General features: G+C 62.2%; 21 protein-coding genes. 18 read left to right on the forward strand and 3 right to left on the reverse strand.

The features are described from left to right. Window positions 1-66 precede the first annotated feature (66 nt). From AC1DX4_RS11675 to tsf, 5 genes are all read left to right on the forward strand, one after another. Window positions 67-897, forward strand: coding sequence for a cell envelope integrity EipB family protein (locus tag AC1DX4_RS11675; RefSeq protein WP_477220457.1), 831 nt, complete (start codon window positions 67-69; stop codon window positions 895-897). Window positions 898-933: 36 nt separating this feature from the next. After that, window positions 934-1,212 (forward strand): DUF4031 domain-containing protein, encoded by a 279-nt coding sequence (locus tag AC1DX4_RS11680; RefSeq protein WP_027044556.1) that lies wholly within the window; start codon window positions 934-936, stop codon window positions 1,210-1,212. Next, window positions 1,209-1,820 (forward strand): LysE family translocator, encoded by a 612-nt coding sequence (locus AC1DX4_RS11685; protein WP_477220458.1) that lies wholly within the window; start codon window positions 1,209-1,211, stop codon window positions 1,818-1,820. The genes AC1DX4_RS11680 and AC1DX4_RS11685 overlap by 4 nt, the downstream gene beginning before the upstream one ends. 176 nt (window positions 1,821-1,996) lie before the next feature. Beyond that, complete coding sequence (rpsB, locus tag AC1DX4_RS11690; protein WP_023777441.1) at window positions 1,997-2,779, forward strand: 30S ribosomal protein S2; 783 nt, start codon at window positions 1,997-1,999, stop codon at window positions 2,777-2,779. Between the two features lie 107 nt (window positions 2,780-2,886). Further along, window positions 2,887-3,807, forward strand: a complete 921-nt coding sequence (gene tsf / locus AC1DX4_RS11695; protein ID WP_027029039.1) for a translation elongation factor Ts — start codon at window positions 2,887-2,889, stop codon at window positions 3,805-3,807. A 13-nt stretch (window positions 3,808-3,820) separates the two neighbouring features. Here the strand turns inward: tsf and AC1DX4_RS11700 are convergent, their stop codons facing one another. Then, window positions 3,821-4,756, reverse strand: coding sequence for a LysR family transcriptional regulator (locus AC1DX4_RS11700; RefSeq protein WP_477220459.1), 936 nt, complete (start codon window positions 4,754-4,756; stop codon window positions 3,821-3,823). A gap of 129 nt (window positions 4,757-4,885) precedes the next feature. On the opposite strand from AC1DX4_RS11700, the gene AC1DX4_RS11705 reads away from it, so the two are divergent. The 13 genes from AC1DX4_RS11705 (at window position 4,886) to lpxB (ending at window position 18,011) form a co-directional block, all read left to right on the forward strand. Beyond that, window positions 4,886-5,413, forward strand: a complete 528-nt coding sequence (locus tag AC1DX4_RS11705; RefSeq protein ID WP_477220460.1) for a nuclear transport factor 2 family protein — start codon at window positions 4,886-4,888, stop codon at window positions 5,411-5,413. Between the two features lie 52 nt (window positions 5,414-5,465). Continuing rightward, on the forward strand, window positions 5,466-6,575 hold the full coding sequence (locus AC1DX4_RS11710) for an aldo/keto reductase (RefSeq protein WP_477220461.1): 1,110 nt from the start codon (window positions 5,466-5,468) through the stop codon (window positions 6,573-6,575). 143 nt (window positions 6,576-6,718) lie between these two features. After that, window positions 6,719-7,441: a UMP kinase gene (gene pyrH / locus AC1DX4_RS11715; RefSeq protein WP_115143571.1), complete on the forward strand. Its 723-nt coding sequence runs from the start codon at window positions 6,719-6,721 to the stop codon at window positions 7,439-7,441. A 111-nt stretch (window positions 7,442-7,552) separates the two neighbouring features. Beyond that, window positions 7,553-8,107, forward strand: coding sequence for a ribosome recycling factor (gene frr, locus AC1DX4_RS11720; RefSeq protein ID WP_111546531.1), 555 nt, complete (start codon window positions 7,553-7,555; stop codon window positions 8,105-8,107). Between the two features lie 32 nt (window positions 8,108-8,139). Then, entirely contained in the window at window positions 8,140-8,874 is a 735-nt protein-coding gene (locus tag AC1DX4_RS11725) for an isoprenyl transferase (RefSeq protein WP_477220462.1), read from the forward strand. Further along, the gene (locus AC1DX4_RS11730) at window positions 8,871-9,686 is read left to right on the forward strand and encodes a phosphatidate cytidylyltransferase (protein ID WP_477220463.1); all 816 of its coding nucleotides are present in this window, start codon (window positions 8,871-8,873) and stop codon (window positions 9,684-9,686) included. Before AC1DX4_RS11725 ends, AC1DX4_RS11730 begins: the two co-directional genes overlap by 4 nt. Before the next feature lie 97 nt (window positions 9,687-9,783). Next, entirely contained in the window at window positions 9,784-10,926 is a 1,143-nt protein-coding gene (rseP, locus tag AC1DX4_RS11735; RefSeq protein ID WP_477220464.1) for an RIP metalloprotease RseP, read from the forward strand. 217 nt (window positions 10,927-11,143) lie between these two features. Continuing rightward, a complete protein-coding gene (gene bamA / locus AC1DX4_RS11740) occupies window positions 11,144-13,522 on the forward strand; it encodes an outer membrane protein assembly factor BamA (RefSeq protein WP_477220465.1) in 2,379 nt (792 codons plus the stop codon). Between the two features lie 75 nt (window positions 13,523-13,597). Continuing rightward, window positions 13,598-14,653 carry a UDP-3-O-(3-hydroxymyristoyl)glucosamine N-acyltransferase gene (lpxD, locus tag AC1DX4_RS11745; RefSeq protein WP_477220466.1) on the forward strand — a complete coding sequence of 352 codons (1,056 nt, stop codon included), beginning with the start codon at window positions 13,598-13,600 and terminating at the stop codon, window positions 14,651-14,653. Continuing rightward, window positions 14,646-15,113, forward strand: a complete 468-nt coding sequence (gene fabZ / locus AC1DX4_RS11750; protein WP_477220467.1) for a 3-hydroxyacyl-ACP dehydratase FabZ — start codon at window positions 14,646-14,648, stop codon at window positions 15,111-15,113. Before lpxD ends, fabZ begins: the two co-directional genes overlap by 8 nt. 13 nt (window positions 15,114-15,126) lie before the next feature. Next, complete coding sequence (lpxA, locus tag AC1DX4_RS11755; protein ID WP_477220468.1) at window positions 15,127-15,960, forward strand: acyl-ACP--UDP-N-acetylglucosamine O-acyltransferase; 834 nt, start codon at window positions 15,127-15,129, stop codon at window positions 15,958-15,960. Further along, window positions 15,932-16,846, forward strand: coding sequence for an LpxI family protein (locus AC1DX4_RS11760; protein WP_477220469.1), 915 nt, complete (start codon window positions 15,932-15,934; stop codon window positions 16,844-16,846). The genes lpxA and AC1DX4_RS11760 overlap by 29 nt, the downstream gene beginning before the upstream one ends. Beyond that, the gene (gene lpxB / locus AC1DX4_RS11765) at window positions 16,839-18,011 is read left to right on the forward strand and encodes a lipid-A-disaccharide synthase (protein WP_477220470.1); all 1,173 of its coding nucleotides are present in this window, start codon (window positions 16,839-16,841) and stop codon (window positions 18,009-18,011) included. The genes AC1DX4_RS11760 and lpxB overlap by 8 nt, the downstream gene beginning before the upstream one ends. Window positions 18,012-18,043: 32 nt before the next feature. On the opposite strand, the gene gltA is transcribed toward lpxB, so the two are convergent. Together gltA and gltX are read right to left on the reverse strand one after the other, a co-directional pair. After that, the gene (gene gltA, locus AC1DX4_RS11770; protein ID WP_095200166.1) at window positions 18,044-19,372 is read right to left on the reverse strand and encodes a citrate synthase; all 1,329 of its coding nucleotides are present in this window, start codon (window positions 19,370-19,372) and stop codon (window positions 18,044-18,046) included. A gap of 183 nt (window positions 19,373-19,555) precedes the next feature. Further along, window positions 19,556-20,980: a glutamate--tRNA ligase gene (gene gltX, locus AC1DX4_RS11775; protein ID WP_477220471.1), complete on the reverse strand. Its 1,425-nt coding sequence runs from the start codon at window positions 20,978-20,980 to the stop codon at window positions 19,556-19,558. Window positions 20,981-21,044: the final 64 nt, after the last annotated feature.

Raw genomic sequence — 21,044 nt, forward strand, 5'->3', positions numbered from 1 at the left:
GACTTTTTTTAAGCTGGACCATCTTTCCCTGCGGCCTGCCATCAGCCGCGACGATCGGAGTACCTCATGCGCGCAGCGCGCCTTGCATTCCACGCCGTCCTGTTGTCGGCGGCCTTGCCGATAGTCCCCGCTTTCGCCGTGCCGGCGCTGCAGGCGCATCGCGCCGTGTATGACCTCACCCTCAACAAGGCCTCCGACCGCTCCGGCATAACAGGCATATCCGGTCGCATGGTGTACGAGTTCAACGGCTCGGCCTGCGAAGGCTATACGGTGAAATTCCGTTTCGTGACCCAGATCGTCACCAATGACAATACGCGACTGACCGACCAGCAAACGACGACTTTCGAGGACGCCGAAGGCAAGACCTTTTCGTTCGTGACCAAATCCTTTGTCGACCAGAACCTCGACAAGGAGGTCAAGGGCATCGCCACGAAAGACACGAAGGGGCTCAAGGTCGATATCGACAAGCCCGAAAAGAACAGCCTGGAACTCGCAGCCACCCAGTTTCCGACCCAGCATCTTGTAGAGCTGATCGGCAAGGCCGAGAAAGGCGAGAATTTCTACCAGACGAACCTGTTCGATGGTTCGGAGGACGCCAACAAGGTGATGGCGACCACCGTAGTCGTCGGCAAGAAGACCGAAGCCGACAAGACCGATCCGGAGGCTCCGGCGCTGGCGAAGCTCGCCACCGACAAATACTGGCCGGTCGAAATCGCTTATTTCGATGACAGCGCCCAGAATGGCGAAGAAGTGCCGGAGTACCGGATCAGCTTCAAGCTGCATGAGAACGGCATCACCCGCGATCTCACCATGGACTATGGCGACTTCTCGATGACCGGCAAGCTGGTCAATCTGTCGCTGTTCGACCAGACTAAGCCTTGCCCGGTATCGAAATAACAGGTTTGCGCAATTGAGCTGACCGCGGCGGGCTTGATGGCAGTCTATGTCGATGCGGCGATCTGGAAGTGGGCTGGCCATCGCTGGTGCCACCTGATGGCCGACGACACCGACGAGTTGCATCGCTTTGCCGCCGCGCTCGGCGTCAAGCGCTCGTCCTACCAGGGACCGCCCAAGACATCGGCACCGCATTATGACATAACCGGCTTCGAGCGCGACCGCGCGGTGCGGCTCGGCGCCATCGAATGCAGCCGCGAGGAGATCGTCGCGATCTTCCGTCGCGTGCGGGTGCCCAATGGAAAGGCCAAGCGATGACACCAACGGCATTTCTCGCCTATTGCGCCGCCGTCACACTCGCCGCCGCCACGCCGGGGCCAGCGATGTTCGCGGTCATCACCAATGGCGTGTCGCGCGGGTTCGTTCGTGCCTTCATGGCCGGCGTTGGGGTCGCCGCCGGCGATGCCGTGCTGGTCACTCTGGCGCTGCTCGGGTTGGTGGCGCTGGCACAGACCTTCGAATGGATATTTTTGCTGCTGAAATATGCAGGTGCTGCCTACCTGATCTTTCTTGGCATCAGGATGTGGCGGGCCTCGGTCACGCAATCGAATGAGCCGCGGACGGCCGAGGCGCGACTGTCCCGGTCCTTCTTCCTTGTTGCGTCCATTGCGCTGGGCAACCCGAAGGCGATCCTGTTCCACGCCTCGATCATGCCGCTGATCCTCGATCTCGACACGCTGACGTTTGTCGATGGCCTGCTGGTGGTGGCTACCGTCATCAGCGTCAATATCGTCACAATGGGTGTCTATGCCGTCCTTGCTGGCCGGGCTTCGGGCTGGTTCACGACGCCGAAGCGCATGCGGCTGATGAACAGGTTTGCCGGCAGCGCCATGATCGGCACCGGAGCGCTGATTGCCGCACGCTGAGCGGTAGAACGCCGCCGCGCTTGCGTTTGTCGCACTTCCCCTCTATATGCCCGCTCATTCCACACACGGACTTTGGTGTCTGCCCGGGAGAAATCCGGCTGAAACCTCCGGTGGCGTTCGAGGACTTCGTCCAAAAATGCCTGTGTCCGTGGAGGCTAACCGGAAAGGAAATGAGAATGGCACTGCCTGATTTCAGCATGCGCCAGCTTTTGGAAGCTGGCATTCACTTCGGCCACCAGACCCATCGCTGGAACCCGAAGATGGCGCCCTACATCTATGGCGCCCGCAACAACATCCACATCATCGACCTCTCGCAGACGGTGCCTTTGCTGCACCAGGCGCTGAAGCAGGTTTCCGACACTGTCGCCAAGGGCGGCCGCGTGCTGTTCGTCGGCACCAAGCGCCAGGCGTCCGACATCGTCGCCGATGCGGCACAGCGCTCGGCCCAGTACTACGTCAATTCGCGTTGGCTCGGCGGCATGCTGACCAACTGGAAGACAATCTCGAACTCGATCCAGCGCCTGCGCAAGCTCGACGAGATGCTGGCCGGCGAGGCCCAGGGCCTCACCAAGAAGGAGCGCCTGAACCTCGACCGCGAGCGCGAGAAGCTCGACAAGGCGCTGGGCGGCATCAAGGACATGGGCTCGACGCCCGACCTGATGTTCGTGATCGACACCAACAAGGAAGCGATCGCCATCCTCGAGGCCAAGCGTCTCGGCATCCCGGTCGTCGCCATCATCGATTCGAACTGCGACCCGGACAAGATCGATTTCCCGATCCCCGGCAATGACGACGCGGCTCGCGCCATCCAGCTCTATTGCGACCTGATCGCCAAGGCTGCGATCGACGGCATCGCCCGTCAGCAGGGCGCGCTCGGCGTCGACATCGGCGCTTCGGTCGAAGCTCCGGTCGAACCGGCGCTCGATCCGGCTCCGGCATCGGAAGCCCCCGAGGCTTGATAATCGAAGGCCGGTAACGGCCTTCATCTTTCTCATATTTTGGCACGCTAAACAGACGCACCATCGGTACCGATGGTGCGTCGGTGCATTTAAACAAAGAGGCGACAATGAGCATTTCGGCTGCACAGGTCAAAGAACTCCGCGACTTGACCGGCGCGGGCATGATGGACTGCAAGGCGGCGTTGACCGAGACCAACGGCAATATGGAAGAGGCCGTCGACTGGCTGCGCAAGAAGGGCATTTCGAAGGCCGACAAGAAAGCCGGGCGCACTGCTGCCGAAGGCCTGATCGGCGTCGACAATGGCGTGCGCGAGGCCGCCGTCGTCGAGGTCAATTCCGAGACTGACTTCGTTGCCCGCAACGCCGCGTTCCAGGAAATCGTCGCCAACGTCGCCAAGGTTGCTCTCGCCTACGGCACGACGGAGGCTGTCGCTGCTGCAAAGTATCCGGGTTCGGACAAGTCGGTCACTGACACCATCAAGGACGCAGTCGGCACCATTGGCGAGAATCTGGGCTTCCGCCGCTCTGCCAAGCTGACAGTTCCGCATGGCGCGGTTGCGACCTATGTCCACAACGCGGTTGCTGACGGCCTTGGCAAGCTCGGCGTGCTGGTTGCGATCGAGACCACGGGCAACGAGCACGCCGCTAACGCCTTTGGCCGCCAGGTCGCCATGCATGTCGCCGCCACCAATCCGCTGGCGTTGACCGCCGAGCAGATCGATCCTGCCGCGGTCGAGCGTGAGAAGGCGATCTTCTCCGACCAGGCCCGCCAGTCAGGCAAGCCGGAAGCGATCATCGAGAAGATGGTCGAGGGTCGTCTGCGCAAGTTCTATGAGGAAGTCGTGCTTTTGAAGCAGGCCTTCGTGCTCAATCCCGACATCACCGTCGAGAAGGCGCTGAAGGATGCCGAGAAGGAGATCGGCGCCCCGGCCAAGATCACCGCCTATTTGCGTTTCGCGCTTGGCGAAGGCATCGAGAAGGAAGAGACCGATTTCGCGGCGGAAGTCGCGGCGGCGGTCAAGAAGTAAGCTTCCTACCGCTTTATTCCGACAGCGTTTTTCGGCCGGATGTCCGCAGGGATGTCCGGCCAATTTCTTGTGCGGTGTCGATAAAGGCCCGTAGTTTCGGCGCCATCGCCGCCCGGCGTGGAAAGTAGAGGAACAGGCCAGGTTCCTCGATTGCCGATTGCGGCAGAACCTGCACCAACCGGCCGGCTGCAAGATCCGCACGCGCCAGCGGTTCGAACATGTAAGCAAGGCCTAGTCCGGCAAGCGCCAGGTCAATCGCGGTGAGTGAATCCGTAACGATGACCGTGCCCTTCGTCTCCACAACGACATCCTTGCCGTCTTCAGTCAGATCCCAGCGATAGAGCGCACCCGAGCGAACCAGCCGGTAGCCGATGCAATTGTGGTTGGCGAGATCGGCCACGCTGTGCGGGCGGCCATGCCGTCCGATATAGGCGGGAGAGGCGACGATGACCGCCTTGAACGGCGGCGTCAGCCGGACCGTGACCATGTCTTGCGCAATCATTTCGCCCAGCCGGATGCCGGCGTCGAAACCTTCGCCGACAATGTCGATCAGCCCCTGGTCCGTCAGCAGTTCAATTGTCACATCCGGATAGCGTTCCGCCATCGCCGCGACCATGGGCGTCACGGCCAGGGGAATGGCGATGTTGGGAACGTTGAGCCTGAGCAGGCCCGAGGGCCGGCCCTTGACGGCGCGGATGCGGTCCATCCGCTCGGTAATGTCCTGAAGGGCAGGGGCCGCCGTCTCCACCAGCGCCTTGCCGGCTTCGGTCAGCGAAACGCTGCGCGTCGTGCGCGCAAACAGCGGCTGACCAATGCGCTCTTCGACGAGGCGCACCGCATGGCTGACGGCTGATGGACTCATACCGAGTTCGGCTGCGGCAAGCGCAAAGCCGCCGCGCCGGGCAACGGCAATGACGACAGGCAGATGGTTAAGCAGATCCCGGTCCATTCATGCATGATATCGCATGGTCTTTGCGGACAATGCAATCTTATCGATGCCGGGGCAGCGGTCCACATTGTCGCCAACACATCGGCGCCCACACATCGGCAATCGCTGATGGCATCAAGGAGAAAAGACATGAACGCATTGAAGCACGTAACGTTTGCGGCAGGCATGGCGCTGGCGCCGGTCGATGCCGGCGGGGCGGAACCATCCGGCTGGCAAGCGCTCGCAGACGAACGCGCGGTCATCCGCATTGCCGATGCCATCGACCGCGCCGTCGACGCCCAGGATTGGAAACTGGCGCGCAGCTATTTCGCGGATCGGGTCACCGCCGATTTCAGCAGCCTGTCCGGCCAGCCTGCGGCCAACATCGCCTCCGACGATTTGATCGGCGCCTGGGCCGGCAACCTCAAGGGCAGCAAGACAAGCCTGCATCTGCGCACCAATCATCAAGTCGTTCTCGCCGCCGACACAGCGACTGTCCGGTCGAATGGCTATGCCTGGAACCGGATGGAGGGCAATGGCGACCCGCTCTGGGAAGTCTGGGGCACCTATGAGCATCACCTGACGCGCTCCGCCGCCGGCTGGAGGGTCGACGGCTTCGTGTTTCGCAAGACGCATGAGCGCGGCAACCTTTGGGTCAAGGCAACGCCTGGCCAGTGATGCCCTGGGCCAGTGACACCGCGGCATTCACCATCGAGCATTGGAAGCGATCATGACCATGACCTATTACACTCTCGGCAACAGCGGCCTCAGGGTCAGCCGGCTGGCGCTGGGCACGATGACTTTCGGCAAGGAATGGGGCTGGGGAGCCGACAGGGATACAGCCCGCGCGATGTTCGACGCCTATGTCGAGGCAGGCGGCAATTTCTTTGACACGGCGGACCTCTACACCGGCGGCACGGCCGAAGCCTGGCTTGGCGAATTCATCGCCGAGCGGGGCCTGCGCGACACCGCGGTGATCGCCAGCAAGTTCTCCATGAACATGCAGCCCGGCAATCCGAATGCCGGCGGCAATGGCCGCAAGAACATCATGCGGGCGGTGGATGCTTCGCTGAAGCGGTTGGGCACCGACTATATCGATCTCTATCTGATGCATGTGTGGGACCAGCTGACGCCGGCCGAAGAGGTCATGCGGGCGCTGGATGATTTGGTGCGGATGGGCAGGGTGCGCCATATCGGCCTGTCCGATGTGCCGGCCTGGTATGCCGGGCGGGCACAGGCGATCGCCGAGCTGCGCGGATATGAGCCGGTTTCGGCCTTGCAGCTCGAATACTCCCTGGCCGAACGCGCGATCGAGAACGAGTTCGTGCCATTCGGCACGCGCCACGGCGCCGGCATCATGGTGTGGAGCCCGCTGGCCAGCGGGCTGCTCAGCGGCAAGTATCGACCGGCTCAGGCCGGACATGCGGGCCGGCTCGACGGTTTTCGCAATTCGACGCATCCGGGCTTTCAGAAGTTCACGGAGCGCAACTGGGCCATCGTGGCCGAGCTCGAGAAGGTCGCATCTAAGCTCGGCCGCAGCATGCCGCAGGTCGCGCTCAACTGGGCGGCGACGCAACCGGGAATCGCCACCGTCATCCTCGGTGCGACGACGCTCAGCCAGATGCAGGACAATCTTGGCGCGCTGGACTTCGAGATTCCGGCAGGGCTTCGCGACCGGCTGGAGGAGGTCAGCAGAACTCCGGCGCCGTTCCCTTATTCCTATTTCGGGCAGCAGATACAGGCGCGCGTCACCGGCGGTGCTGCAACCGGCGACAAGCCCTCCGGCTATGCATCGCCGGTGCTTGTCGAGGGCGTGGCGGCCAGTGTGTCCACCAACTGATCGATCGGGCAGGATTGCCACAAATTTCCCGGTCGGGCGCCGCGTGACATCGCGGCGCCCTTCGTGTATCCGAACCCAGTGTTTTGGGATGGTGCCTGCGTGAATGCCTGCCCGGATACCACATGCAAAATGACGAGGACCAGATGACGGTGAAGCCCCTCTACCGACGTGTCTTGTTGAAAGCGTCGGGCGAAGCGTTGATGGGCGAACAGCATTTTGGCATCGACGTCTCGGTCGTGGATCGCATCGCCGCCGACATCGCCGAGGCCCGCGCGCTGGGCATCGAGGTCGGCGTCGTCATCGGCGGCGGCAATATCTTCCGCGGCGTGGCAGTCGCCTCCAAGGGCGGGGACCGCGTCACCGGCGACCACATGGGCATGCTTGCCACGGTCATCAACTCGCTGGCGCTGCGCACCTCGCTGCACAAAATCGGCGTCGATGCCGTGGTGCTGTCGGCGATCGCCATGCCAGAACTCTGCGAGAGCTTTTCGCAACGCCAGGCAGACGCTTACATGAACCAGGGCAGGGTGGTGATCTTTGCCGGCGGCACCGGCAATCCGTTCTTCACCACTGATTCGGCCGCAGCGCTTCGCGCGGCTGAAATCGGCGCGGATGCGCTGTTCAAGGGCACGCAGGTCGACGGTGTCTACTCGGCCGACCCGAAGAAGGACCCGAATGCGACCCGTTTCGAGCGCATCAGCCATGGTGAAGTCATAAAACGCGGCCTTTCCATCATGGATACGGCTGCGATTGCACTTGCGCGCGAAAACAACATTCCGATAATCGTCTATTCGATCCACGAAAAAGGTGGTTTCGGCGATATTCTGAGGGGCGGCGGCCGCTGCACGGTCGTTGCGGACGATTGATCCGGGGCCTGATCCCGAAAAGTCGGGAAACCGGCTTTCGAAAATTGGGCTCGAAGATGGGGCTTTGCCCCAAAGCAGTGAACCCGCGTCAGACGGGTCGAGGAGACTAGGATGAGTGGTGAGTACGACGATCTCAAGCGGCGCATGGATGGGGCAATCGCCGCGTTCAAGCATGATCTGGCTTCGCTGCGGACCGGTCGCGCCTCCAGCAATCTGCTCGATGCGATCCAGGTGCAGGCCTATGGCACCTCCATGCCGATCAACCAGGTGGCCAACGTCTCGGTGCCGGAACCGCGCATGATCTCGGTGTCGGTCTGGGACAAGTCGATGGTCGGCGCCGTCGACCGCGCCATCCGCGAATCCAATCTGGGTTTCAACCCGATCGTCGACGGCACCAATCTCCGGATCCCACTGCCTGAGCTCAACGAGCAGCGCCGCAAGGAACTGGTCAAGATCTCGCATGGCTACGCCGAGAACGCTCGTGTCGCCGCGCGCCATGTGCGCCGCGACGGCATGGACTTCCTGAAGAAGGCGGAGAAGGACGGCGACATCAGCGAAGACGATCAACGCAAGCGTTCCGACCAGGTCCAGAAGCTTACCGACGAAACGATCAGCACCATCGATCATCTGCTTTCCGACAAGGAAGCTGAAATCATGCAGGTTTAGGGTTGGCCGCCGGCTGACCCGAAAGCGAGATCATGACAACGCCCGCGCATGTCGCGATCATCATGGATGGAAATGGACGCTGGGCCAAAGCGCGCGGCATGCCGAGGCTTGCCGGTCATCGCGCCGGCGTCGAGGCCTTGCGCAAGACGGTGCGCGCGGCACCGGATCTCGGCATCTCCTTCCTGACCGTCTACGCTTTCTCGTCGGAAAACTGGTCGCGGCCGAAGTCCGAAGTCAGCGACCTGATGGGACTGCTGAAGCTGTTCATCCGTCGTGACCTGGCCGAACTGCACCAGAGCGGCGTGCGGGTCAGGATCATCGGCGACAGGGCAGGGCTGCAGGCCGACATAAGAGGGCTGCTCGACGAGGCCGAATCACTCACCGCCCGCAACGAAGCGCTGACGCTGGTCATCGCCTTCAACTATGGCGGGCGCGACGAGATCGTTCGCACAGCGCGCAAACTCGCCTTGGCCGTGGCACGCGGCGAAATCGACGCCGAATCGATTTCAGCCGAAAGCTTTGCCGGCGGTCTCGACACGCAAGGCATTCCCGATCCGGAGCTGGTCATACGCACCAGCGGCGAGCTTCGCCTGTCCAACTTCCTGTTGTGGCAGGCTGCCTATAGCGAGCTCGTCTTCCTGCCTTGCTATTGGCCCGACTTCAGCCGCGAGCACCTCGCCGAGGCACTGCGCGAATTTGCCGGTCGCGAGCGCCGCTTTGGCGCATTGGGCCCGCAAGACGTCGCTTCGCGACCGGCCGCGGGATGAGCAACCTTCAGCTCCGCGTCATTTCAGCGGTCGTGCTTGCCGTCATCGCCCTTGGCCTGACCTGGCTTGGCGGCCTGCCTTTCCGACTGCTGTGCGCAGCCATGTCGGCGATGATCTTTTACGAGTGGACACGCATGTCGCGGCCGGCTGCTGCCAATGGGCTGGGCTTCCTGCCGGAGGCGCTGGTCGTCGTTTTCATCGGCGCCTTGATTGCCGGGTTTCCTGCCTTCTGGCTGCTGTTGCTTGTCGTTATTCTGATTGCCGCAACGGCGATAGCCGCCCGGGTTCGCAAGACCGGGCAGTGGGAGGCGAGCGGTCTTGCCTACGCCAGCGTGTCCGGCCTGTCGCTTGCCCTGCTGCGCGATGGCGACCATTCGGGCCTCATCGCCATCCTGTTCCTGTTCGCGGTCGTCTGGGCGACCGACATTTTTGCCTATTTCGTCGGGCGCGCCGTCGGCGGCCCCAAACTGGCGCCATCGATTTCGCCGGGCAAGACGCGCAGTGGCGCGCTCGGCGGCGCTGTCGGTGGTGTTGTCGCCGGGGTTATGCTGGCAGCTGCCGCCGGTGCCGGCAATCTTGCCTTGCTTGGTCTTGTGGCGCTTGTGCTTTCAATCGTCGCCCAGGCCGGCGACCTGTTCGAATCCTGGGTCAAACGGCGGCATGGCCGCAAGGATTCGGGCGTGCTCATTCCTGGCCATGGTGGCGTCATGGACCGTGTCGACGGGCTTGTCGCGGCGGCTCTCGCCCTATACGTCATTGGCTGGATTTCGGCGGGCGCTGATCATCCGGCACAGGGGCTGTTTCCGATTTGAATGATGTCGTTCCACGATCTGATGTGGGCGTGCCTTGGATTCGCCTGGATTGCTGTCACAGTCACGGCGCGACTGCGGAAGAATTTGAGGGCTTGAGTTGAACGGGATTCTTCACGCGATTTTCAGCACGGACGGCTTGCTTCTCGGCACACTCGTGCCGTTCCTCTTCGTCCTGACCGTGGTGGTGTTCGTCCACGAAATGGGCCACTACCTGGTCGGCCGCTGGTGCGGCATCGGGGTCAAGGCCTTCTCGATCGGCTTCGGCCCCGAACTCATCGGCTTCAACGACAGCCATGGCACGCGTTGGAAGCTCTGCGCCATACCGCTTGGCGGCTATGTCAAATTTGTCGGCGACATGAACGCCACCTCCAGCCAGCCGACGCCGGATGAGCTGGAAACGCTAACCGACGATGAGCGCAAGGTTGCCTTCCACACCCAGGCTATCTGGAAGCGCGCGGCGACGGTGGCGGCCGGGCCTCTGTTCAATTTCCTGCTGGCGATCGTCGTCTTTGCCGTCCTGTTTTCCACCTATGGTCGTTATGTCGCTGAGCCCATGGTGGCGGAAGTCACGGCAGACAGTCCGGCGGCGAAGGCAGGCATCCTGCCCGGCGACCGATTCGTCAGCGTCGACGGCAGCAAGGTCGAAACCTTTGGCGATGTGCAGCGGCTGGTCTCTGGCCGCGCCGGCGATACCATCACCTTTGTCATGCTGCGCGATGGCAAGGAAGTCACGGTGACCGCGACCCCGCAGTTGATGGAGCAGCAAGACGCGCTCGGCAACAAGATCAAGGTCGCGGTGATCGGCGTCGTCAACAACAAGGAACTCGGCCAGCCCCGTCTTGTCACCTACACACCGGTTGGGGCCGTTGCTGCGGCGGTTGAGGAAACGGGCCACGTCATCTCGCGCACCGGCCAGTTCTTGCAGCGTTTCGCCGTCGGGCGCGAGGACAAGTGCCAGTTGGGCGGTCCCGTCAAGATCGCAGACATGGCTGGCAAGGCGGCCAAACTGGGTTTCGAATGGCTGGTGCAGCTCGTCGCGCTGCTGTCCGTGGGCATCGGTTTTCTAAACCTTTTGCCGATTCCCCCCCTCGACGGCGGTCATCTCTTGTTCTACGGGGTGGAGGCCGTCATCCGCCGGCCGGTGTCGGAACGGATGATGGAAATGGCCTATCGGGCCGGTCTGCTTCTGGTCTTGTGCTTCATGGGATTCGTGTTCTGGAACGATCTGTTTGGGTGCTGAAATCATGAAGAAATTCGGCCTGGGCATGGTCAATGTTGAGACGCCGTTTACCATGCACGGGGATATGAGTGACGCGAAAGCCACGCACCAGGGTTAAGTAAATACAAATTAACCAGAAGCCTTGCGTGTAGGGAAAATCCGGTTAATACGGTAGGGGAAATTACCGCACGTCCGGTTTTCTCGCCGTGGGGACTACGAGAAAAGGTTATTAAGCCCGATGAAGGCAGCATCCAAGTTTCTGAACGCCGCGTCCGCGGCGGCACTGTCCGCGGCTCTGGTCGTACCAGGTGCTCTCGCAGTGCAATTCGTTGCCACATCGGCGGCCGAAGCCGCTGTCGTAAGCAGGGTGGAGGTGAGCGGCAACCAGCGTGTCGACGCCGACACCATCCGTAACTACATCACCATCAAGCCGGGGAAGGCCTTCTCAAGCTCCGATATCGATGCCGCGGTCAAGGCGCTGTTCGGCACCGGCCTGTTCTCCGATGTCCAGATCAACCAGGTCGGCTCGACGCTGGTGGTCAAGGTTGCCGAATACAAGGTCGTCAACCAGGTGCTGTTCCAGGGCAACAAGAAGATCAAGGACAATGCGCTGCAGATGGGGCTTCAGCTGAAGCCGCGCGGCACGTTTTCACAAGCGACGCTCGATTCCGACGCTGAAGCGATCAAGTCTGCCTACAGGCGTATCGGCCGCGACGATGCCGGTGTGACCACACAGGTCATGGATCTCGGTGACAACCGCGTGAATGTGGTTTTCAAGATCACCGAAGGCGACCGCACGCAGATCGCGGCGATCAATTTCGTCGGCAACAGTGCATATTCGAGCCGCCGCCTGTCGGACGTGATCAACACCAAGCGCTCGTCCTGGATTTCGTTCGTCCTGCGCGATGACGTCTATGATGAGGACAAGCTACGCGCCGACCAGGAGCTGCTGCGCCGGTTCTACTACAATCACGGCTACGCCGATTTCCAGGTCGTGTCGGCTGTTGGCGAACTCGACAATGCGACGAACAAGTACACCGTCACCATCACCGTCCAGGAAGGTGAGCGTTATAATTTCGGCGATATCAGCGTCGAAAGCACAATCCCGGAAGTCGATTCGAAATCGCTGGAATCAGTGATCGAGACCCGCAAGGGCGACGTCTACAACGCCAAGAATGTCGAGGACTCGATTATTGCCCTGACCGAGAAGGTGGCCGGTTCCGGTTACGCCTTCGCGCAGGTGACGCCGCGCGGCGATCGCAACTTCGAGAACCATACGATTTCGGTGGTCTATACGGTCGATCAGGGCACCAAGGCCTATATCGAACGCATCGAAATCCGCGGCAACGATCGTACGCGCGACTATGTCATCCGCCGCGAATTCGATGTCAGCGAAGGCGATGCGTTCAACCAGGTGCTCGTCCAGCGCGCGAAGAAGCGCCTGGAAGACCTCAATTACTTTGAAAAAGTCGACATCTCCACGGTGCCTGGCTCGCAGCCCGACCAGGTCGTGCTGGTGGTCGACGTGGTCGAGAAGTCGACGGGTGAATTCTCTGTTGGCGCCGGCTATTCGACTGGTGGCGATGCGGCGGGCCCGTCCGTCGAAGGATCGATCACTGAGCGTAACTTCCTCGGCCGTGGCCAGTACATCAAGCTGTCGGCCGGTGGCGGTAAGAACTCGCGCGACTACAGCCTGTCCTTCACCGAGCCTTATTTCCTTGGGCGGCGCATCTCCGCCGGCTTCGACATCTTCAAGTCGACGCGGGAGTACAACAACAACTACGATAGCGATACCACAGGCGCGACGATCCGCTTCGGGCTGCCGATCACCAACAGCATCACGACCCAGCTGGCGTACAATATCTCGCAAGAGAAGTATTCGGTTGACGACAGTTGCGACCCCACCGATGTCCTCCCGCAAGGCACCTGCAACATTTCCCAGGCGGTTCTGGATGGCATCGCGCAGAGCCCCTGGATCAAGTCCTCGGTCAGCCTGGGGTTGGTCTACAACACCATCGACGACATGAAGAACCCGCATGAGGGCATCTATGCCAACACGACCGTTGAGGTTGCGGGCCTCGGTGGCGATGCCAAGTTCGTGAAGATCACTGGGCGCGGCAGCATCTATCAGACGCTGTCCGAGCAGCTTGATCTTGTCGGTCTCCTTTCGGGCGGCGCCGGTCATGTCGAGGGTTACGGCAATGACGGCGATCTGCGCATCTTCGATCACTTCCAGAGCACCGATCGCATGATCCGCGGCTTTGCTTATGGTGGTATCGGTCCGGTCGCTTCCGGCACCAGCGGCGATCATCTCGGCGGCACTACTTATTTCAACGCTTCGGCGGAAGCGCAGTTCCCGCTGCCGGTTGTTCCGGAGAGCTTCGGCTTGCGTGGCGCGGTGTTCGCCGACGCGGCGACGCTCTACGGCAACAAGATCGCCGATCAGGCACTGGTCGATCAGTCGTCGACCGGCTTGCAGTTGCGCGCCTCGGTCGGTGTCGGCCTGATGTGGGCTTCGCCGTTCGGCCCGATCCGTATCGACTATGCGATCCCGGTCAAGAAGGAAGCGAGCGACGACGTGCAGGAATTCAACTTCGGCATATCGACCCGCTTCTGATCGGCGGCCAACGATGCTCCCGGATTTTTTGGATTCGGGAGAAATGTTCCGACCTAGCTGGATATAGCTTCTGGAATGACCGATCCGGTGTTCTTCGCGCCATCACGCCGGTATACGGCGGCCGAAGTCGCGAATCTGACCGGCTCGGTGCTTGTCGATTCCGGCCACTCCGACGTTTCGATCTCGGCACTGGCACCGGCCAACGAAGGCGGTGCCAATGCGCTCGTCTTCGTCGACGGCAGGCGCAACTCCGCGCTGATGCCGTCGCTGCGGGCCGCCGCGGTCCTTTGCCCTGCGGAATTCGCCAACAAGGCGCCGGCTGGGGTTGCTGTCCTGACACATCCGCGGCCGCAACAGGCATTCGCACTGGTCGGTCGGCTGCTGTTCCCCACAGCCGCCACGCCGGGGCCAATGACCGGTGAAACCGGTGTTTCGCCGCATGCCCATGTCGATCCGACCGCGCATGTCGAAGCCGGCGCCATCATCGAGGCCGGCGTGGTCATCGGGCCGGGCGTCTCGATCGGCAGCGGCACCGTCATCGCGCCCAACGCGGTCATTGGACAGTTCTGCCAGATCGGCCGCGACGGCTATATCGGCCCGGGTACCAGTATCCAGTATGCGTTGATCGGCAACCGGGTCATCATCCATGGCGGCGCCAGGATCGGCCAGGACGGCTTCGGCTTTGTTGGCGGCGCCAAGGGACCGGAACGCGTTCCCCAGATCGGACGGGTTGTCATCCAGGACGATGTCGAGATCGGTTCCAATTCCACCGTCGACCGGGGCGCCATGTCGGATACGATCATCGGCCAGGGCACCAAGATCGACAATCTCGTGCAGATCGCCCATAACGTCCGCATCGGTCGCAATTGCATAGTTGCCGGGCTTTCAGGTATTTCCGGTTCCGTGGTCGTGGGCGACAATGTCACGATGGGCGGCGGTGTCGGGCTTGCGGATCACTTGACCATCGGCTCAGGAGCCAAGCTTGCCGCCAGAAGTGGATTTATGAGCAATGTCCCTGCCGGCGAGATATGGGGCGGTTATCCGGCACAGCCGATGGCGGAAGCCATGCGAGAGATAGCCATGTTGCGCACGATGGCCAGGGCACGCAAGCAGGGCAAGGACAATGGCTGATATGGTGGCGGCGACGACGCTGGAAGCGGTCGACATAATGGGGCTGATGAAGCTTCTGCCGCACCGCTATCCCTTCCTGATGATCGACCGCATCGTCGACATCGATGGTGACAATTCTGCCGTCGGCATCAAGAACGTCACCATCAATGAGCCGCATTTTCAGGGCCACTTCCCTGAGCAGCCGGTGATGCCGGGCGTGCTGATCGTCGAGGCCATGGCGCAGACGGCAGGCGCCATTTGCATCCGCAGCCTTGGGGCGTCGAAACCGTCGCTGGTCTATTTCCTGACCATCGACAACGCCAAATTCCGCAAACCGGTCGTTCCCGGCGACCAGTTGAAAATCCATGTCAAGAAAATCAAGAAGCGCGGCAACCTGCTCAAATTCGCCTGCGAAGCCCTGGTCGATGGCGCCAAGGCGGCAGAGGCCGAGATTTCAGCCATGATGGTCACCAGCGACTGACGATCGAGTGCTTATGAAAATCAAGACTTCAATCCATCCTTCCTCCGTTGTGGAAGAAGGCGCTCAAATCGGCCAAGGTGTGCGCATAGGGCCGTTCTGCCATATCAGCGCCGATGCCGTGATCGGCGATGGTGTCGAACTGGTCAGCCATGTCTCGGTCATGGGCGCGACCACTATCGGCGCCTCGACCAAGGTCTATCCGATGGCGACATTGGGGGCGCCGCCGCAGAACACCAAGCACAAGGGCGGCCGCACGACGCTGGTCATCGGCGCCAACTGCACCATCCGTGAAGGCGTGACCATGCATGTCGGCACCGACAGCAGCCGCGGCGAGACGACGGTGGGCGATAACGGCAATTTCCTTGCCTACGCCCACATCGCCCATGATTGCGTCGTCGGCAACAATGCCACCTTCGCCAATGGCGCGACGCTGGGCGGCCACTGCGAAGTCGGCAACAATGTCTATATTGGCGGCCTCAGCGCCGTTCATCAATTTGTGCGCATTGGCGACAACGCTTTCCTCGGCGGATGCTCGGCGTTTGTCGGCGATGTCATCCCCTATGCCATCGCCGTCGGCAACCGAGCCAGCCTGCGCGGCCTGAACATCATCGGCCTGAAGCGAGCTGGTCTGCCACGCGCGGAAATCTACCTGCTTCGCAAAGCCTACAGGACGATTTTCGACCGCTCCCGCACCGTCGGCGAGAACATCGAGCTCGCCAAGGCCGAGTTCGGCTCGTCGCCGACCGCCATGAAGATCATCGATTTCATCTCCAGTCGCGGCAAGCGGCATTATGCGGTGCCATCGCTCAAAGGCGGCGATGGCGACGATGTCGATGACGAAGACTGAGGCTGCGACGGCTGGTCTTGATCTCCCGCCAGGTGCCAGGGTCGGCATCATCGCCGGCGGTGGCAGTCTTCCGGTCGAAGTCGCGGCTGGCTCGGCCGGGCAGGGTTATGCGCCCTTCATCGTCCTCATGGAAGGCGAAGCCGACCGTCTGCCGGAATTGTGCCGGTATGAGCATGAGACCCTTGCCCTGGAGGCGATCGGCTCGCTTGTTCCATTGCTCAAACGCCACCGGATTACCCATCTGGTGCTTGCCGGCGAGATCAAGCGCCGGCCAAGGCTGACGCATCTGCGCCCAAGCCTGAGCTTGCTCGCCGTGATACCTCTTGTCGTCATGGCGCTGGCACGCGGCGACGATGGCCTGTTGAAGGTGCTGGCGCGCGGTCTCGAGGCCCGGGGGATAAAGGTCATGGGTGCCCACGAAATCGTGCCGAATCTTGTCGCTGCCGAAGGGGTCCTGACCAAGGCCGTGCCACAGAAATCGGACCGGCGCGACATCGAAGCAGGCTTTGCGGCGGCGAAGGCCATCGGGGCGCTGGACATCGGCCAGGCGGCTATAGCGGTGGGCGGCCGCGTCATCGCGCTGGAAGGCATCGAGGGAACGGCAGGATTGCTCGACCGTACAAAACTGTTGCGAGGCCACGGCCGTATCGCAGGCAAGACCCGCGGCGTGCTGGTCAAATGCGCCAAGCCGGGCCAGGAACTGCGCGCGGACCTTCCGTCCATAGGACCGCAGACGGTCGAATCGGCGCATGCGGCCGGGCTCGCCGGCATTGCCGTCGAAGCGGGACGCTCACTGATCCTCGAAGGTCCCGCAACCCTGGCGCGCGCCAATGAGCTTGGTCTGTTCATCATCGGTCTGGCCGCAGCGGAGCCGGCGCATGGCTGACAAGGCGCTGAAATTCGCGATCGTTGCCGGTGAAGAATCAGGCGATCTGCTTGGCGCCGACATCGTGCGTTCGCTCCGCCAGGCAACCGGCCGCGAGGTGCGGCTCGTCGGCCTCGGCGGCCGGCATCTCAGTGAATTGGGCCTGGTGTCGCCCTTTGATGCCGGCGAGATCGCGCTGATGGGTTTCAGTGCCGTTCTGCGTGATCTGCCGCGCCTTTTCAGGCGAATCGGCCAGCTGGCCAAAACCATCGCTGAGGAAAAGCCGGATTGCCTGGTCACCATCGACAGTCCGGACTTCTCCTTGCGCGTCGCCAGGAAGGTGCGGGCGGCCAATCCGTCGATACCGATCATCCATTATGTCTGCCCGAGCGTCTGGGCCTGGCGGCCGGGCAGGGCGGTGGCGATGAAACCCTATGTCGACCATATCCTCTGCATCCTGCCGTTCGAGGTGAAAGAACTCGAAAGGCTGGGCGGCCCGCCCGGCACCTATGTCGGGCACCGCCTGACGCATGATGCGGGTGTGCTTGCCGCAGGGAAGGCGCAGGCTTTGCCGCGCGATCTTGCCCAGGACCGTATCAAGACATTGCTTGTCCTGCCCGGCTCGCGGCGCAGCGAGGTGCGGCGGCTGGTTGATACGTTCGGCGAGACTGTGTCGATGCTGCGCGCGCGGGGGCATCGCCTGCGGCTGCTTTTGCCGACGGTTCCCCATGTCGCCGACCTCGTCAAATCCTCGGTCAACCGGTGGGATGAAAAGCCCGAAATCCTCGTTGATCCGCAACGCAAATGGCAGGCTTTCGGCAAGGCCGATGCCGCGTTGATCGCGTCGGGGACCGTGTCGCTGGAACTGGCGCTGGCCGGTGTGCCGATGGTCTCGTGCTACAGGCTCGATCCAATCGCCCGTGCCGTTGCGCCCTATTTCGTTTCCGTCTGGTCGGCGCTGCTGCCCAACCTGATCTCGGATCGCGCTTTGATCCCGGAGTTCTACAACGAGTACGTCAAGCCGAACAATCTGGCGCGCCAGTTGGAAGCGCTGTTCGCCGACACGGGCATGCGCGCCTGGCAGAAAGACGGATTTGCCGAGATTGCACGGCGCATGGCGACGGGCAAACCGTCGGGCGAGATCGCGGCGGGCGTCGTGCTGCGTCATATAAAAAAGGCGCCCTGACAGGCGCCTTTTTTCGGTCAAGACAGCTTTGATCAGCGCTTGGCGATCGGCACGTAGTCACGCTCCGGCGCACCTGTGTAGAGCTGCCGCGGGCGGCCGATCTTCTGGCGCGGGTCCTCGATCATCTCCTTCCACTGCGCGATCCAGCCGACGGTGCGGGCGACCGCGAACAGCACGGTGAACATGGTGGTGGGGAAGCCCAGCGCCTTCAGCGTGATGCCGGAATAGAAGTCGACATTCGGATAGAGCTTCTTCTCTATGAAATAGGGATCGGTTAGCGCGATCTTTTCCAGCTCCATGGCGATGTCGAGCAACGGATCGTCCTTGATGCCGAGCTCGCCCAGCACCTCGTGCGCCGTCTTCTGCATGATTTTCGCACGCGGATCGTAGTTCTTGTAGACGCGGTGGCCAAAGCCCATCAGCCGGAACGGATCGTTCTTGTCCTTGGCGCGGGCGATGAACTCCGGGATGTGATCGACATGGCCGATCTCGCCCAGCATGTTGAGCGCCGCTTCATTGGCGCCGCCATGGGCCGGGCCCCACAGGCAAGCGATGCCGGCGGCGATGCAGGCGAACGGGTTGGCGCCCGAGGAGCCGGCGAGACGAACGGTCGAGGTCGAGGCGTTCTGCTCGTGATCGGCGTGCAGGATGAAGATGCGCTCCATGGCGCGCGCCAGCACCGGGTTGATCTTGTACTCCTCGCACGGCACGGCGAAGCACATATGCAGGAAGTTTGCCGCGAAACCGAGATCGTTCTTGGGGTAAATGAAGGGCTGGCCGATGTGGTACTTGTAGGCCATGGCTGCGATCGTCGGCATCTTGGCGATGAGCCGCATGGAGGCGACCATGCGCTGGTACGGGTCGGAAATGTCGGTGGAGTCGTGATAGAAGGCCGACAGCGCGCCAACCACGCCGCACATCACGGCCATTGGGTGGGCGTCGCGGCGGAAACCGGTGAAGAAGCGCGACATCTGCTCATGCACCATGGTGTGGCGCGTCACTCGGTAATCGAAATCGTCCTTCTGCGCCTTGGTCGGCAGTTCGCCATAGAGCAGGAGATAGCAGACTTCGAGGAAGTCGCCGTGTTCGGCCAGCTGGTCGATCGGATAGCCGCGGTGGAGAAGAATGCCGGCATCGCCGTCAATGAAGGTGATTTCGGACTCGCAGCTTGCGGTCGAGGTGAAGCCGGGGTCGTAGGTGAAGGCGCCGGTCGTGCTGTAGAGCGAGGCGATGTCGATGACGTCTGGCCCGACGGAGCCGCTTCGCACCTTGAATTCATGGGTCTTGCCGGCGAATTCAAGCGTGGCGATAGCCTCTTGGTTCGCGCCGCCCACATCCAGTTTTTTCGCAGCTTCGGTCATTGCAAACTCCTTCTTGTTTCCTCATGCCGGCAAAGGCAAATTCTGCAGAGCGACACGTCGAAATCACCGCAATGCGCGTATTCGCCACCGCATTTTAGGAGGTGCGTGCCAGATTGGGCCAGAGCCTAATGTTGCACTGCGAAACGCGCCTTTCAATGCCAATCTTCTTGGGCCAGATTGCTCCTAATCGATTTGATCCGCTATGCGCGCCAGGCTCTCCTCGCGCCCAAGCACGGCAAGCACGTCGAACACGCCCGGCGAAGTGCTTTTGCCGGTGAGCGCGGCCCGCAATGGCTGGGCCACGGCGCCAAGCTTGTGGCCTCCAGCCAACGCATAGTCGCGGATCGCGGCTTCTGCCGCGGCAGCCGTCCAGTCACCTGAAAGCGCGTTCAAAGCTTCGTGAGCGCCACGCAGGATCTTGCGGGCATCGTCATTGAGCAGGAGTGCCGCCTTGTCGTCGATCGGCAGCGGGCGCGTGGCAAACAGGAAGGCGGCGCCATCGACAAGCTCGACCAGCGTCTTGGCGCGCTCTTTCAGGCCTGGAAGGGCTGCCAGCAACTGCGCCTTGTTCCTGTCGTCGAGGCGCGCGGCGATTGCCGGGCCACCTTCGAGATAGGGCAAGGTTGCGATGAAGATGTCGAACAGTTCGGCATCGGCCATGCGGCGCATATGCGCGCCGTTGATCGCCTCCAGCTTGGCGAAGTCGAAGCGGGCCGCGCCCTTGTTGACGTCGCCGATGTCGAACCAGGAGACCATGTCCTTGATCGACATGATCTCGTCATCGCCATGGCTCCAGCCGAGGCGCGCCAGATAGTTGAGCAGCGCTTCCGGCAGGTAGCCCATGGCGCGATAGGCCTCGACGCCGAGCGCGCCGTGGCGCTTCGACAGCTTGGCACCGTCGGCGCCATGGATCAGCGGGATGTGCGACATCGACGGCACGTCCCAGCTCATGGCGTTGTAGATCACGGTCTGGCGGGCGGCATTGGTCAGGTGGTCGTCGCCGCGGATGATGTGCGTGACACCCATGTCGTGATCATCGACGACGACGGCATGCATGTAGGTCGGGTTGCCGTCCGAACGCAGGATGATGAAATCGTCGAGATCCTTGTTGGGGAAGCGCACCTCGCCCTGGACGCGGTCGTGCACGACCGTTTCGCCTTCGGTCGGCGCCTTGACGCGGATGGCGCCCTTGACGCCGGGCGGTGCCTCGGATGGATCGCGATCGCGCCACTGGCCATTGTAGCGCGGCGGCAGGCCCTTGGCCCGGGCCGCCTCGCGCATGGCCTCCAACTCGGCAGGTGTCTCGTAGCTGTAATAGGCCTTGCCCAGGTGCACGAGTTCCTCGGCGACCTCGCGGTGGCGCGGGGCGCGCTCGAACTGCGATATCGCCTCACCGTCCCAGGAAAGCCCAAGCCAGGTCAGCCCGTCCAGAATGGCCTGGGTAGCCGCCTCGTTGAAGCGTTCGCGGTCGGTATCCTCGATGCGCAGCACCATCGTGCCGCCGGTGTGCTTGGCATAGAGCCAGTTGAACAACGCCGTGCGCGCGCCACCAATGTGCAGATAGCCGGTGGGCGAGGGGGCAAAACGGGTGACGACCTTGTCGGACATGGAACTCTCGGAAACCATCTGAAGCGGGGTGCGGCTGCGCGGGCTTTCGCGCGCCCGGCGTTCA

This window comes from Mesorhizobium sp. P3_A8 (assembly GCF_056402995.1).